15 protein-coding genes are annotated in these 13,229 nt (G+C 56.8%); 3 read left to right on the forward strand and 12 right to left on the reverse strand.

What is annotated here, in order from left to right:
* The first annotated feature begins 152 nt into the window (after positions 1-152).
* A complete protein-coding gene (locus FA91_RS14495) occupies positions 153-776 on the forward strand; it encodes a trypsin-like peptidase domain-containing protein (protein ID WP_034916755.1) in 624 nt (207 codons plus the stop codon).
* Here the strand turns inward: FA91_RS14495 and FA91_RS14500 are convergent.
* The 9 genes from FA91_RS14500 to xerD all read right to left on the reverse strand — a co-directional run bounded on the left by FA91_RS14500 (position 771) and on the right by xerD (position 9,910).
* A complete protein-coding gene (locus tag FA91_RS14500) occupies positions 771-1,466 on the reverse strand; it encodes an amino acid racemase (RefSeq protein WP_034916756.1) in 696 nt (231 codons plus the stop codon). The two genes, FA91_RS14495 and FA91_RS14500, sit on opposite strands and share 6 nt — an antisense overlap.
* A gap of 105 nt (positions 1,467-1,571) precedes the next feature.
* Entirely contained in the window at positions 1,572-1,997 is a 426-nt protein-coding gene (locus FA91_RS14505; protein WP_034916757.1) for a CesT family type III secretion system chaperone, read from the reverse strand.
* 19 nt (positions 1,998-2,016) lie between these two features.
* Positions 2,017-3,315, reverse strand: a complete 1,299-nt coding sequence (locus tag FA91_RS14510) for a hypothetical protein (protein ID WP_034916758.1) — start codon at positions 3,313-3,315, stop codon at positions 2,017-2,019.
* 199 nt (positions 3,316-3,514) lie between these two features.
* Positions 3,515-3,664 carry a hypothetical protein gene (locus FA91_RS21235; RefSeq protein WP_162834966.1) on the reverse strand — a complete coding sequence of 50 codons (150 nt, stop codon included), beginning with the start codon at positions 3,662-3,664 and terminating at the stop codon, positions 3,515-3,517.
* A gap of 133 nt (positions 3,665-3,797) precedes the next feature.
* Positions 3,798-5,318 carry a lysine--tRNA ligase gene (gene lysS, locus FA91_RS14515; RefSeq protein WP_034916760.1) on the reverse strand — a complete coding sequence of 507 codons (1,521 nt, stop codon included), beginning with the start codon at positions 5,316-5,318 and terminating at the stop codon, positions 3,798-3,800.
* 9 nt (positions 5,319-5,327) lie between these two features.
* A protein-coding gene (gene prfB, locus FA91_RS14520; protein WP_152601473.1) for a peptide chain release factor 2 occupies positions 5,328-6,426 on the reverse strand; the annotation gives its coding sequence in 2 pieces (ribosomal slippage) (positions 5,328-6,350 and positions 6,352-6,426; 1,098 coding nt in all).
* Positions 6,427-6,551: 125 nt separating this feature from the next.
* Positions 6,552-8,270: a single-stranded-DNA-specific exonuclease RecJ gene (gene recJ, locus FA91_RS14525; protein WP_034919371.1), complete on the reverse strand. Its 1,719-nt coding sequence runs from the start codon at positions 8,268-8,270 to the stop codon at positions 6,552-6,554.
* A 5-nt stretch (positions 8,271-8,275) separates the two neighbouring features.
* Positions 8,276-8,980 carry a bifunctional protein-disulfide isomerase/oxidoreductase DsbC gene (dsbC, locus tag FA91_RS14530; protein WP_034916763.1) on the reverse strand — a complete coding sequence of 235 codons (705 nt, stop codon included), beginning with the start codon at positions 8,978-8,980 and terminating at the stop codon, positions 8,276-8,278.
* A gap of 36 nt (positions 8,981-9,016) precedes the next feature.
* A complete protein-coding gene (gene xerD, locus FA91_RS14535; RefSeq protein WP_034916765.1) occupies positions 9,017-9,910 on the reverse strand; it encodes a site-specific tyrosine recombinase XerD in 894 nt (297 codons plus the stop codon).
* An 83-nt stretch (positions 9,911-9,993) separates the two neighbouring features.
* Between xerD and fldB the strand changes: the two genes are divergently transcribed.
* Positions 9,994-10,524 carry a flavodoxin FldB gene (gene fldB, locus FA91_RS14540; RefSeq protein WP_034916766.1) on the forward strand — a complete coding sequence of 177 codons (531 nt, stop codon included), beginning with the start codon at positions 9,994-9,996 and terminating at the stop codon, positions 10,522-10,524.
* A 1-nt stretch (position 10,525) separates the two neighbouring features.
* On the opposite strand, the gene FA91_RS14545 is transcribed toward fldB, so the two are convergent.
* Together FA91_RS14545 and sdhE are read right to left on the reverse strand one after the other, a co-directional pair.
* The gene (locus FA91_RS14545; protein WP_034916769.1) at positions 10,526-10,933 is read right to left on the reverse strand and encodes a protein YgfX; all 408 of its coding nucleotides are present in this window, start codon (positions 10,931-10,933) and stop codon (positions 10,526-10,528) included.
* Complete coding sequence (sdhE, locus tag FA91_RS14550; RefSeq protein WP_034916771.1) at positions 10,914-11,180, reverse strand: FAD assembly factor SdhE; 267 nt, start codon at positions 11,178-11,180, stop codon at positions 10,914-10,916. Before sdhE ends, FA91_RS14545 begins: the two co-directional genes overlap by 20 nt.
* A gap of 218 nt (positions 11,181-11,398) precedes the next feature.
* Between sdhE and ygfZ the strand changes: the two genes are divergently transcribed.
* Complete coding sequence (gene ygfZ, locus FA91_RS14555) at positions 11,399-12,382, forward strand: tRNA-modifying protein YgfZ (RefSeq protein ID WP_034916772.1); 984 nt, start codon at positions 11,399-11,401, stop codon at positions 12,380-12,382.
* A gap of 29 nt (positions 12,383-12,411) precedes the next feature.
* On the opposite strand, the gene FA91_RS14560 is transcribed toward ygfZ, so the two are convergent.
* Entirely contained in the window at positions 12,412-13,065 is a 654-nt protein-coding gene (locus FA91_RS14560; RefSeq protein WP_034916773.1) for a hemolysin III family protein, read from the reverse strand.
* Between the last annotated feature and the right edge of the window lie 164 nt (positions 13,066-13,229).

A 13,229-nucleotide genomic window follows, 5' to 3' on the forward strand; every position in this document is an offset into this window, starting at 1 on the left:
CACCGCGCAGATCAAATCACTGTTGCCCGTCAGGCAATAGTTATGCGCAATAAACAATGTCCACACAGTAAAGTTCTCAGGAACAAAGCCGATATTTAGGTTAAGTAGCGAAAAGCGCTCCCGTGCTGTACGCAGCCTGATGAGGAAAGAAAATGCAACGTATGAGTTGTTTGCTGGCGATGTTGCTCTGCGGATGTTCCGTCGGAAAGTACGAGTACAGCAGTGAAGCGGTGAAACGCGTTGATATGACCGTTACCGGCATCCCGACGGTGTTAGGCGTTGGTACGCTCGGCACAACCATCCCGCTCACGCCGCACTACAGCCTGACCGCCGCGCACGTGGCAAAATATTCGCTCTATCGGGTGAAAGCCTGGCATCCTGAGTGCGATCTGGCCGTGGTTTATCACGACAACGGCAACGTGGAACCGCCCCACTTCCGCAACGGGCGAATGGGCGACAAAATCAATCTCTATGGTTACAGCTTTATTTCCGCCATGCCGGTTGCCTCTACCGGCACCAACCTGGTCAATACCGGCCTGAAAAATAGCTGGAACAAGCTGAGCTGCGTGGTGGTGGCTTCCGATGCCGGGGTGGTGAAAGGCATGTCCGGCGGCGCGGTTTATAACGCCTCGGACGACTCCATCGGCGGCGTGATCGTTGGCTATTCCAGCCGCATCAATGACATGAAAACAGGCAAACTGCTTTACAAAGACGTGTCGCTGTATGTCCCTTATGCGCGTTTCAAAGACTGGCTCAATGACGCCATCAAGTCATAAGGGCGAAAGCATAAAATCAACGGCGGCCGCCGCGTGAAACGCCGTGGTGTCAATCACCGGCATCGGGCAATCCGCTTCATTGAGCAACAGGCCAATTTCGGTGCAGCCAAAAATGACGCCTTCCGCGCCCTGTTCTTTCAGCGCTGCAATAATCTGTTGTAAACGCACTTTTGACTGCGGACTGAACACGCCCAGGCACAGCTCGTCAAAAATGATTCGGTTTACCTCCTGCCTATCGGCCTCGTCCGGCACCCGCGTTTCAATCGCAAATTTATCGCGCAACCGGCCGCGATAAAAATCCTGCTCCATGGTGTAGCGCGTGCCGAGCAACGCCACGCGCGACATACCCTGCGCGTTAATCACCTTTGCGGTGCAGTCGGCGATGTGTAAAAGCGGCAGACCGCATGCGGCAACAGGATCGGCAACCTTATGCATGGTGTTGGTACAAAGCACGATGCCTTCTGCCCCGGCCCGTTTCAGCGCCTGAGCCGCATCCGCCAGTATCTCTCCCGCTTTATCCCATTCACCGCGGGCCTGGCAGGCTTCGATCTGATGAAAGTCCACGCTCCACAGCACCAGTTTTGCCGAATGCAGGCCGCCCAACTTCGCCTTCACGCCTTCATTGATCAGGCGATAGTAGTGAACGGTTGACTCCCAGCTCATGCCGCCAATCAGTCCCAGAGTTTTCATTGCATGCCTCTTTCTGCCAGCTGAGTTCTCACTCTCTACGAGCGGCCTCTTTTTTTCAACCGGCGGCGATAAAATATCATTCCGGCAGCGACGGCAGGACGAGAATCAGACGTCTGCGGCCTGCTCCAGCGGTTCATGCAGCCATGCCTGTACATGCCCGGCCTGTTGGGCAAAGCGCTCGACCAGTACCTTCATCGCCGATGAGTCCAACACTATAAACGGCTGGCGCGTCCAGAGGATCACCTTCTTCTGCTCAATCAGCAGGCCAGTAACGATCGGCGGATGCTCCAGCCCAAGCAGGTTACTTTGCAGTAAAATCGCCAGCGTTTCCCACTCGTCATAGCGCGCCTCCGGGATATCAAGCAGGCAGCTTACGGTCAGGTATTCCTGTGGGGTTTCGCTCAGCTCCATAACCAGGGACTGGCTGAGCGTCAGGGTATAGCTGTCTGAATTTTCCAGTACAGGCGCCGCTGCGCCAGGCGCCTGCAACAGCGGCATCAGTAAATTTTTCAGCGTATCAGAATCCGCCATAGTGGCCTCTCAATCATTATTAACGAGTAAAAAAGGATGTGAAACGGGAAAGGCGACTGCTCATCTCTCTCTCACGGTCGCGGTCGCGGTGCCGGTGGCGACGCGATCGGTGTGAGGACTCCGGCTGAACCTCCACATAAACCGGGCGAGACTGCGACGAGGTGTAGCGCGGTTCCCGTTCAGCCGCAGCGGCTTGACGATGGGACGTGGATGGCCTGTCGGCGGAAAAAGAGTGGCGGTGTGACGCGGGCGGCCTTTCCGCGACAAAAGAGTGACGGCGAGGGCGCGGTTCATCGGCTGTCGACATTCTGCGCAGGCGTTCGGAGAGGTCAGCTTCCGGCGCATACTGTGAGGCAGGTCGTGTCCGGCTACTGTAGCTGCGCTGTGGCATGCTGCCGCTCGCCGTGGGTGGATAGTAGCGGGCAGGTCGCGGTTCGGGCGCCGAGGGGCGCGGGCCGTTGTAAATCTCCTGGTATTCCGCCTTCGTCATGTTCTGATCCACATAGCGCTTATCATGGCCGGAGCCGTAGCGATACCTTTCGCCCAGGTTTTCGGAGGCGTGAAACTGATCGTATAGCCAACGTTTTTTTGTCGCCTTTCTTATCAGAGCTTCGTTATCAGGATTACCCAACCCCTCACTCAACGGCGCAAACTCCCGCTCCACCTCGGCACGGCTGACCATGCCGTCGCTGGTGAGCGCCGCTTTCATTGCGGGATCGTATTGCGGCGTGAACGTATGCACGTTTCTTGAGCTGGCGCTGGCATAGTGGAAGTTCTTCTCCAGCATGGCACGGCTGAACAGCGCCCAGGGATCGGCGATGACCTTTTCATCTTTTGAAGCAGGATCGCCAATAACCACATAGGTATGATCAACTTTGCCCTTCGTTTCCATTACCGACACGGGCTGATTTAACCCGGAACTGGCGATCAACTGCCCACAGATCATCGCCAGTTCACCGCAGTTCCCCACGCGATAACGCTTTGCTTCCCATATGCTCTGAAGCGGCGTCATCTTTGCATCTTCAACGCGCTTGCGCATCACTAACAGACGCTTGAACGTCTCGGCATTGGTATTAAGGGAATGAAAACGCTGATCGCCCACGCCCATGAAGAGGATCTTGTGGGTGTCCTGAATGGCCTGGTTCGCCACTCGCAATGCGTTGAACTGCTGACTGCTGACCCTCACTTCGCAGTCGCGATGCACCGGGTTGCCCGGTTCCAGCGCCAGACGGATATTCACTCTGTCATTCGGACCCAGATCGCGCAGATCCCGGCTGGTTGGCGCAACGGGTATTCTTCCGGAAATCGGTGACGGCACGGTTATCCCCTTTTCTTCTGCCTGATGAAATGACGCGTCGAATGTGCCGCGCCATTTTACTAACAGGCTGAGTGTTGGAGGCGAAGGGGAAGTTCCATGGTGGTACAGGATTGCGGCAGACAGAGCCTGAGTCGGGCAGGTGGCCGGACTCAGGCTCGAACTACGGCCCGACGTTACGCGAGCGGTTCAGGCGGGTAGATCAGATGTCCTTTTCCGGTAAATCTTCATCGTCGTCTTCGAGCGGGTCGACAATTTCGTCACTTCCTTCTGGCAGATCTTCATCATCTTCATAAGCCGGATATTCTGCATCATCAGGAACGGGATCTTGATAATCGGGACGTTCAGACATAGCCACCTCCGTTAACCCATATGGGTCTGCTAACTATAGAAGGTGAATGCAGAGAGGATCGGCCTGGCGTCACAGATCGCGACGAAATAAAAAAGGGGCGAATCTCTTCGCCCCTTTTTATCATCTTTATGGCTTAGCGACTGCCCGGACGCAGCGCCGGGAAGAGGATCACATCGCGAATGGTATGGCTGTTGGTAAACAGCATCACCATGCGATCAATGCCGATCCCCAGACCCGCCGTTGGCGGCAGACCATGCTCCAGCGCGGTAACGTAGTCTTCGTCATAGAACATCGCCTCATCATCACCGGCGTCTTTTGCGTTAACCTGCTGCTGGAAACGCTCGGCCTGATCTTCCGCATCGTTTAACTCGGAGAAGCCGTTGCCGATTTCGCGGCCGCCGATGAAAAACTCAAAGCGGTCGGTGATCTCCGGGTTAACATCATTGCGGCGCGCCAGCGGTGAAACCTCCGCAGGATATTCGGTGATAAAGGTCGGCTGGATCAGATGCGCTTCCGCCGTCTCTTCGAAAATTTCAGTCACCAGGCGACCCAGGCCCCAGCTCTTCTCAATTTTGATGCCCAGCGACTGCGCAATCGCACCGGCCTTATCAAAATCGTCGAGGTCGGTCAGGTTGGTTTCAGGACGGTACTTCAGAATCGCCTCTTTCATCGTCAACTTCTCGAACGGCTTGCCGAAGTCAAACACCTGCTCACCGTAAGGCACCACCGTCGTGCCCAGCACGTCCTGCGCCAGCGTACGGAACAGGCTTTCGGTCAGCTCGATCAGATCCTTGTAGTCCGCGTAGGCCATATAGAGTTCCATCATGGTGAACTCAGGGTTATGGCGCGGCGAAATACCTTCGTTGCGGAAGTTACGGTTGATTTCAAACACGCGATCAAAGCCGCCAACCACCAGGCGCTTCAGATAAAGCTCCGGCGCGATGCGCAGATACATATCAATATCCAGCGCGTTGTGGTGAGTAATAAACGGACGCGCCGACGCGCCGCCCGGGATCACCTGCATCATCGGAGTTTCAACTTCCATAAAGTCACGGCCGACCATAAAGCTGCGGATGCCCGCCATAATCTGCGAACGAATTTTAAAGGTTTTGCGGGATTCGTCGTTGGCGATCAGATCCAGATAGCGCTGGCGATAGCGCGTTTCCTGATCGGCCAGACCGTGAAACTTATCCGGCAGCGGACGAAGCGCTTTGGTCAGCAGACGCAGCTCGTGGCAGTGGATGGACAGCTCGCCGGTTTTGGTTTTGAACAGCCTGCCGCGCGCGCCGACGATGTCGCCCAGATCCCACTTTTTAAACTGTTCGTTATAAATGCCTTCCGCCAGATCGTCGCGGGAAACGTAAAGCTGAATACGACCGCCGACGTCCTGAAGCGTCACGAACGATGCTTTACCCATGATGCGACGGGTCATCATACGACCGGCCACGCTTACCTCGATGCCGAGCGCTTCAAGCTCTTCATTCTCTTTCGCATCGTAGTCAGCGTGCAGCACATCAGCGGTACGATCGCGGCGGAAATCATTCGGAAATGCCACGCCGTTTTCACGCAGCGCGCTGAGCTTTTCACGACGCGCTTTCAGTTCATTATTCAACTCAAGCGCGACGTCAGCGCCCTGCGGATGTTGTTCAGACATGTCAGTTCCTTATAGCCCTGCTTTCAAACTTGCTTCAATAAAACGGTCCAGATCGCCGTCAAGCACGGCCTGGGTGTTGCGCGTTTCCACGCCGGTGCGCAGATCTTTGATGCGCGAGTCATCAAGCACATATGAACGGATCTGGCTGCCCCAGCCGATATCGGATTTGTTATCTTCCAGCGCCTGTTTCTCAGCATTTTTCTTTTGCATTTCCAGTTCGTACAGCTTCGCCTTCATCTGCTTCATCGCCTGGTCTTTGTTTTTATGCTGAGAGCGGTCGTTCTGACACTGCGTCACGGTATTGGTCGGTATGTGAGTAATACGCACCGCCGATTCCGTACGGTTAACGTGCTGTCCGCCCGCGCCTGATGCGCGATAAACGTCAATGCGCAGATCCGCCGGATTGATTTCGATATCAATATCGTCATCCACCTCCGGGTAGATAAAGGCGGAACTGAATGAGGTATGACGACGGCCGCCGGAGTCAAACGGGCTTTTACGCACCAGGCGATGTACGCCGGTTTCGGTACGCAGCCAGCCGAAGGCATAATCGCCGCTGATGCGCAGCGTAGCGGATTTAGTGCCGGCCACTTCCCCTTCGGACTCTTCAATAACTTCGGTTTTAAAACCTTTGGCTTCGGCCCAGCGCAGGTACATACGCACCAGCATGCTGGCCCAGTCCTGTGCTTCCGTACCGCCGGAACCGGCCTGAATATCAATGTAGCAGTCGGCGCTGTCGTACTCACCAGAGAACATGCGGCGGAACTCAAGCTCGCCCAGCTTCTTCTCCAGGCCGTCCAGTTCGGCGACCGCTTCGTTGAAGGTGTCTTCGTCTTCGGCTTCAACCGCCAGCTCCAGCAGGCCAGCCACGTCTTCCAGACCCTGGCTCATCTGCTCCAGCGTATCGACGATGGCTTCCAGCGAGGAGCGCTCTTTACCCAGCGCCTGGGCGCGTTCAGGTTCGTTCCAGACGTCCGGCTGCTCCAGCTCGGCGTTAACTTCTTCTAAGCGCTCTTTCTTGGCATCGTAGTCAAAGATACCCCCTGAGAACGCCGCTGCGCTCAGAGAGATCCTGAATTCGGTTCTTTACCGGATTAATTTCAAACATGGCTGTAGAGTGTTCCAGATAGGCATAAATGTAGCGCAGCAGTTTACCTGAAATCGCCTGCGGTTTATAGCATTCCGGGCGGCAATTTGACCGTCTCCGGCCTGCGATATGCCGGAGACGAAAGCCTACAGCGGCCAGAGGTGTTCGATAATCAGTTGAACACTGCGGTTGCCGCGAAACTCGTTAATATCCAGCTTATAGGCCAGCTCAACCTGCCTGACGCTGTTATCGGGCCAGAGCGTGGTATCCACGTTGAAGGCGATGCCGTCCAGCAGCGGGCCGCCGCCAAGCGGCTCAAGCATCACTTTTAAATGGCGCTCGCCGACCAGCCGCTGCTGGATAAGCGTGAACCTGCCGTCAAACTGCGGTTCAGGAAACGCCTGCCCCCACGGGCCAGCCTCGCGTAACAGCTCGGCAGTCGGTAGCGTGAGCTCCTGCGCCATCAGCTCGCCGTCTGACCAGATCACGCCCTGTAGGGATTCTTTATCCAGCCATTCGCCTACCAGACCGCCAAAGCGCTGTCGGAACTCATCGAATTTCGCCTCTTCCAGCGTTAAACCCGCCGCCATCGCGTGACCACCGAATTTAATCATCAACCCCGGATGAAGCGTATCCAGGCGCTCCAGCGCATCGCGCATATGCAGTCCGCTGACGGATCGGCCGGACCCTTTAAGCATGCCGTCGCCCGAGGGCGCAAAAGCGATCACCGGCCGGTGAAATCGCTCTTTTAAACGTGAAGCGAGTATGCCTACCACGCCCTGATGCCATTCAGGATGAAACATGGCGATGCCCAGCGGCAGAGTTTCGCTTTCGCGCTCCAGCGCGTTGCACAGCGCCAGCGCTTCCGCCTGCATTCCGCGCTCAATCTCTTTACGCGTCTGATTGAGCGCGTCCAGCTCGCTGGCCAGCATGCGGGCCTGAGCCAGATCGTCGCTAAGCAGCAGCGCCACGCCGACCGACATATCATCCAGCCTGCCAGCCGCATTGAGGCGCGGCCCCAGCGCAAACCCAAGATCGCTGGCGTTAAGCTGCCGCGCGTCGCGATTCGCTATTTCCAACAGCGCACGAATACCGGGTCGGCATTTGCCCGCACGAATACGGCTCAATCCCTGCCAGACCAAAATACGGTTGTTGGCATCCAGCGGCACCACGTCGGCAACGGTGCCGAGCGCCACCAGATCCAGCAGTTCCGCCAGGTTCGGTAAAGCGGTAACGCCGCTGTCTCGCAGGCGCGCCCGCAGCGCCAGCATCAGGTAAAACGCCACCCCGACGCCTGCCAGCGACCGCGATGGAAAGCGGCAATCAGGCAGGTTGGGATTGACGATGGCGTCCGCATCCGGCAGCGTTTCGCCCGGCAGATGATGGTCGGTAATCACTACCGCGATGCCCTTCTCATGAGCAAGGCTGACGCCGGCGTGCGATGAAATGCCGTTATCCACCGTCAGAATAAGCTGCGCGCCGCGCGCCGCCGCCTGCTCTACCACGTCCGGACTCAGTCCGTAGCCATCGTCAAATCGATTGGGCACCAGATATTTAACGTTATTGCCGCCCATGCCGCGCAGCGCCAGCGCCGTCAGCGCGGTGCTGGTGGCGCCGTCGGCGTCAAAGTCGCCCACGATCATAATGCAAAGATCCGCAGCGATAGCCTGTTGCAGGATCTCAGCGGCCTTGTCGATACCGCTGAGCGAATGGAACGCGTGAAGGTTTTTCGCGCCCCGTTCCAGTTCACCCGCCTGGCGGACACCGCGATGGGCGTAAAGACGACGAAGCAGCGGATGAAGGTCGGACGGCAGCTCGCACCCTTCCGTCGCCTGACGACGGCGGAGTTCTGTTTTGTTATTCACCCGGCTCAACTACCCGTTTTCTGGCTGTCGAGCATCTGCTTCATTTCTTTCGGCCCCTGGTAACCCGGCACCATCATGCCGTTTTCCAGCAAAATGGCGGGCGTGCCCTGAATACCGTACAGGACCCCCAGCTTGTAATGTTTCGAGAGATCGATTTTGCAATCCACCGGTGAAACCGCCTCGCCCTTCATGGCGGCATCAAACGCTTTGCGCCGATCGGCGGTGCACCAGATGGAGGTCATCTCTTTCGCAACCTGTCCGGTCATCCCCTCACGCGGAAACGCCAGATAACGGACAGTGATGCCGAGCGCGTTGTAGTCGGCCATTTCGCTGTGCAGCTTGCGGCAGTAGCCGCAGGTGATATCGGTAAAGACCGTAATCACATGCTGCTCTTTCGGCGCTTTATACACGATCATCTCGCTGCTCAGCGCATCCACTTTTTTCTCCAACAGCTTGTTGGTGACGTTAACCGGCTGCTTGCCGCTGACGTCGTAAAGCGGCCCCTGAATAAACTGTTTACCGTCTTCGGTAACGTAGAGCACGCCGCTTTCGGTCAGTACGGTTTTCATGCCCGGCAGCGGCGAAGGCTGAATTTCCGTCTGCGACAGCCCCAGTTTTTTCAGAGCCTGCTGGATGGCCGCGTCGTCAGCGTGCGCAATACCGCTGACGGCGGTGATTAACAGGGGCAGTAGCAGGTGACGCTTTTTCATTTCATATCCTTATAGCCGCATCTCCTGGCCGTATCTTCAGGCGCGCGGATGATGCTGTTGATGTAGCTGTCGCAGCCGCTCGGTGGCGACGTGCGTATAAATTTGGGTGGTCGACAGATCGCTGTGCCCCAAAAGCATCTGTACGACACGCAAATCGGCACCGTGGTTCAGAAGATGGGTGGCGAAAGCGTGGCGCAGCACGTGAGGAGAGAGCTTTTCGCTGTCGATGCCTGCCAGTGTGGCGTAATGTTTTATTCGATGCCAGAAAGTTTGCCGCGTCATTTGTTGCGCGCGATTGCTGGGAAAAAGCACATCAATGGTTTGCCCGTTCAGCAGCCAGGGACGACCATATTCAATGTACTGCTCCAGCCAGTGACGTGCCTCTTCGCCCATTGGCACCAGACGCTCTTTATTGCCCTTGCCGATAACTCTGACCACGCCCTGCCGCAGGCTGACGTTATTCAGCGTCAGGCTGACCAGCTCGGTGACGCGCAGGCCGGTGGCGTACAACAGCTCCAACATCGCTTTGTCGCGCAGCTCGATGGGCTGCTCGGTGCCGGGCGCCTGCAATAGCCGGCCGATCTGCGCCTCGCTGAGATCTTTCGGCAGCCGCTGCGGCAGTTTGGGCGCGGAAAGTAGCGCGCTGGGATCGTCATCGCGCAGTTTCTCGCGATAAAGATATTGAAACAGTCGTCGCATGGCGCTGAGCAGGCGCGCTGAGCTGGTGGCTTTATAGCCGCCCTCAAGTCGCTCTGCCAGAAACTGCTGAAGATCGGCAGCTTCTGCACGCAGTAAACCGGTGCCATGATGCGCCATCCACGCCGTCAGCGAGGCGAGGTCAAGGCGATAGGCGCTGACGGTATTTTCCGCCAGGTTACGCTCTATCCATAGCGCATCCAGAAACTGTTCGATGAGCTCGCTGTCCTGCACGTGTTGCCCCTTACTTTACCGGCATCGGCGTCAATTCTGATATAATCCGCGCCATTGCATCAAGTGAATTGAGTTTATTGCGTATGAATATCGGTCTTTTTTATGGTTCCAGCACCTGCTATACCGAAATGGCTGCGGAGAAGATCCGCGATTTTATCGGCGACGATCTCGTTACGCTGCACAATCTTAAAGACGACTCTCCCCGCCTGATGGAGCAGTATGACATGCTGATCCTCGGTATTCCCACCTGGGACTTCGGCGAGCTTCAGGAGGACTGGGAGGCGATCTGGACCGACCTTCCCACGCTCAACCTGAGCGGCAAAGTGGTGGCGCTTTACGGCATGGGCGACCAGGCGGAATACAGCGAGTGGTTTCTCGACGCGCTGGGTATGCTGCATGATGTGCTGGCCCCCCTGGGCGTGAAACGTGTCGGCTACTGGCCGAACGAAGGCTATGAGTTCACCAGCACAAAGCCGCTCACCGCCGATGGAAAACAGTTCTTCGGCCTCGCGCTGGACGATATCAATCAGTTTGAAGAGACCGACGAGCGCATCGCGCAGTGGTGCGAGCAGATCCTCACCGAAATGGCCGCGTCACTCCAGGGCTCACGTTAGATTAAGCCGCGTCAGCTGTGCTGAGCAGAAGCTGCCGTAACTGCCGCCATGCCGCTTCATCCATGCTGTCTTTCATCAGCCAGAGCTGTTCCTGCTCGCCCTTTGGCGAGCGCAGCGCCAGTAAGATGGCCTGTCGGGTTATCCACGGGCGCCCGTGGATGCGCCAGCGCTGTTGACGCCAGTAAAGCTGCCGCTCTTCCAACAGCGCGATATCGCCCTCGCGGCTACGAATACGACGCTGGCTGCGAACGCACTCAAATACCACCAGCGTCAACAGCACCACCCACACCACCGTTAAGCTGGCCGGCCACGGCGCGAGCAGCAACGCCAGCATCGCAATGCCATGCAGTAGCAGAGAAATCCATTGCGCCAGCCAGGAAACCCGCAGATCAAAGTGCCACAGGGCCACGCTGCTTGTTTCGCTGCTGGATCAGGTTAATCATGCGTTTCAGCTCGGCATCAGCCGGTTCGCCGTGGTTCATCAGCCAGTTGAACAGGTCGGGATCGTCGCTCTCCAGCAGACGAACAAACACCTGTTTATCGTTTTCGCTGAGCGAATCATATTCATACTCGAAAAAAGGCATGATGGAGATGTCGAGTTCGCGCATCCCCCGACGGCAGGCCCACTGAACCCGCGCTTTATTGTTAATATCCATTTATTATCGCCTGTGACTCAAAGATGGCCGCTAGTGTAGCGCTTTTTATCAGTGAAGTTGATGGCCGACATATCGTCTTTCGTCGTGTGCCGCAAAGTACCTGCGCCCGTTGCAGTGCTATCACGCGTTTTGTGCGCCATTTTCAGGAAACGGGTTGCAAAGACGGACGGCTCTTTTAACATGAGTAGCAGGGTGTATCTTATTATCAGGACGGAATCATGCCGATTTTTTCTTTTCCACCACGCCAGCCCGCCGCATCGGCACGTCTGCCGCTTACCTTGATTTCACTGGAAGCGTGGGGCGTGGTTAACGTGTCCGGCGCGGATCGCGTCAGCTATCTTCAGGGTCAGGTTACGCTGGATGTCGCAGCCCTTGCGGCCAACGATCACCGTCTGGCGGCGCACTGCGATGCCAAAGGCAAAATGTGGAGCAACCTGCGCCTGTTTCATCGCGCTGGCGAACTCGCCTACATAGAGCGCCGTAGCCTGCGTGACAATCAGATTGCCGAACTGAAGAAGTATGCGATTTTCGCCAAAGTCGCTATTGAGGCCGATGACGAGGCCGTTTTGCTGGGCGTGGCGGGCCTTCAATGCCGCGGCGCGCTGGCAAACGTTTTTGCGCAACTGCCGGACGAGGAAAACCCCGTGGTTGCGCAGGATGACACCACGCTGCTGTGGTTTTCCGCACCTGCCGAGCGTTTCCTGCTGGTGACCACCGCTGAAAAAGCGCAGGCGCTGCGCGAAGCCCTTGGCGACCAGGCGCAGCTGAGCGACAGCGCGCAGTGGCTGGCACTGGATATCGAAGCGGGCCTGCCGGTGATTGACGCGGAAACCAGCGCGCAGCTGATCCCACAGGCGACGAATCTACAGGCGCTGGACGCCATCAGCTTTAAAAAAGGCTGCTATACCGGTCAGGAAATGGTGGCGCGCGCTAAGTTTCGCGGCGCGAATAAACGCGCGCTTTACTGGCTGGCGGGTGCGGCAGGTCAGGTACCCGCTGCCAACAGCGCGCTGGAGATGAAGATGGGTGAGAACTGGCGGCGAACCGGCATCATTCTTGGCGCCTGCCAGTTGGATAACGGCGACGCCTGGGTGCAGGCCGTGCTGAATAATGACCTGGAGCCGGATAGCGTGCTGCGCGTGCAGGGCGATGAAGGCGGCAGGCTGGCTATTCAGCCTTTGCCATATTCGTTGGCGGAATAGCCAGTCGACGGGGCCGGCAGGCCCCGTCTTTACATAACGTAGAGATAGATAGCCAGGAAGTGACAGACGCTGCCGCCAAGCACGAACCCATGCCAGATAGCATGGTTATAGGGAATGCGGTTTGCAACGTAAAAAATGACGCCGAGCGAGTAGATGACGCCGCCCGCAATCAGTAACCCGATCCCACCGGGTGGAAGCTTCACGGCCAGCTGATAAATAACGATCAGCGAAAGCCATCCCATCAGCAGATATGTAGTCACCGAGAGCGCTTCGAAGCGGTGTATAAAGGCCAGCTTAAACAGGATTCCCATCAGCGCCAGTCCCCAAATCACCACCATTAACCCATGCGCGAGCGGAGATTTCAGCCCTACCAGTAAAAATGGCGTGTAGGTGCCCGCAATCAGCACATAAATGGCGCAATGGTCGATCTTTTTTAACCAGGTTTTGGCACGCGGCCAGGGAAGCGCATGGTAAAGCGTTGATGCCAGAAACAGCAGGATCATGCTGCCGCCATAGAGGCTGTAGCTGGTTATTGCGATGACATCGGCCTGCGAGGCCATCGCCTGCGTTAACAGAAGCACTAACCCCACAATGCCAAAAATGAAGCCGATTCCGTGGCTGATGCTGTTGGCAATTTCTTCGGCCACCGAATAGCCCTGGGTCAGTAAAGATTTTTCAGCCATGAAGAGTAGTCTCAATGTTGTCGGGCGTTTGGATGGCGGCGCGCCGCCAGTGAATTTCATCTGCCGCAATACGACGACCGACATGCCCAAAAATTGAGCGAAATCAGAGTAACTGAGAATGATTCCAGTGTACACCTGTACGCTTAAATAAACTGTGTAATCCT

Origin of the sequence: Erwinia sp. 9145 (assembly GCF_000745075.1) — a bacterium.
Classification (GTDB): Bacteria; Pseudomonadota; Gammaproteobacteria; order Enterobacterales; family Enterobacteriaceae; genus Erwinia; species Erwinia oleae.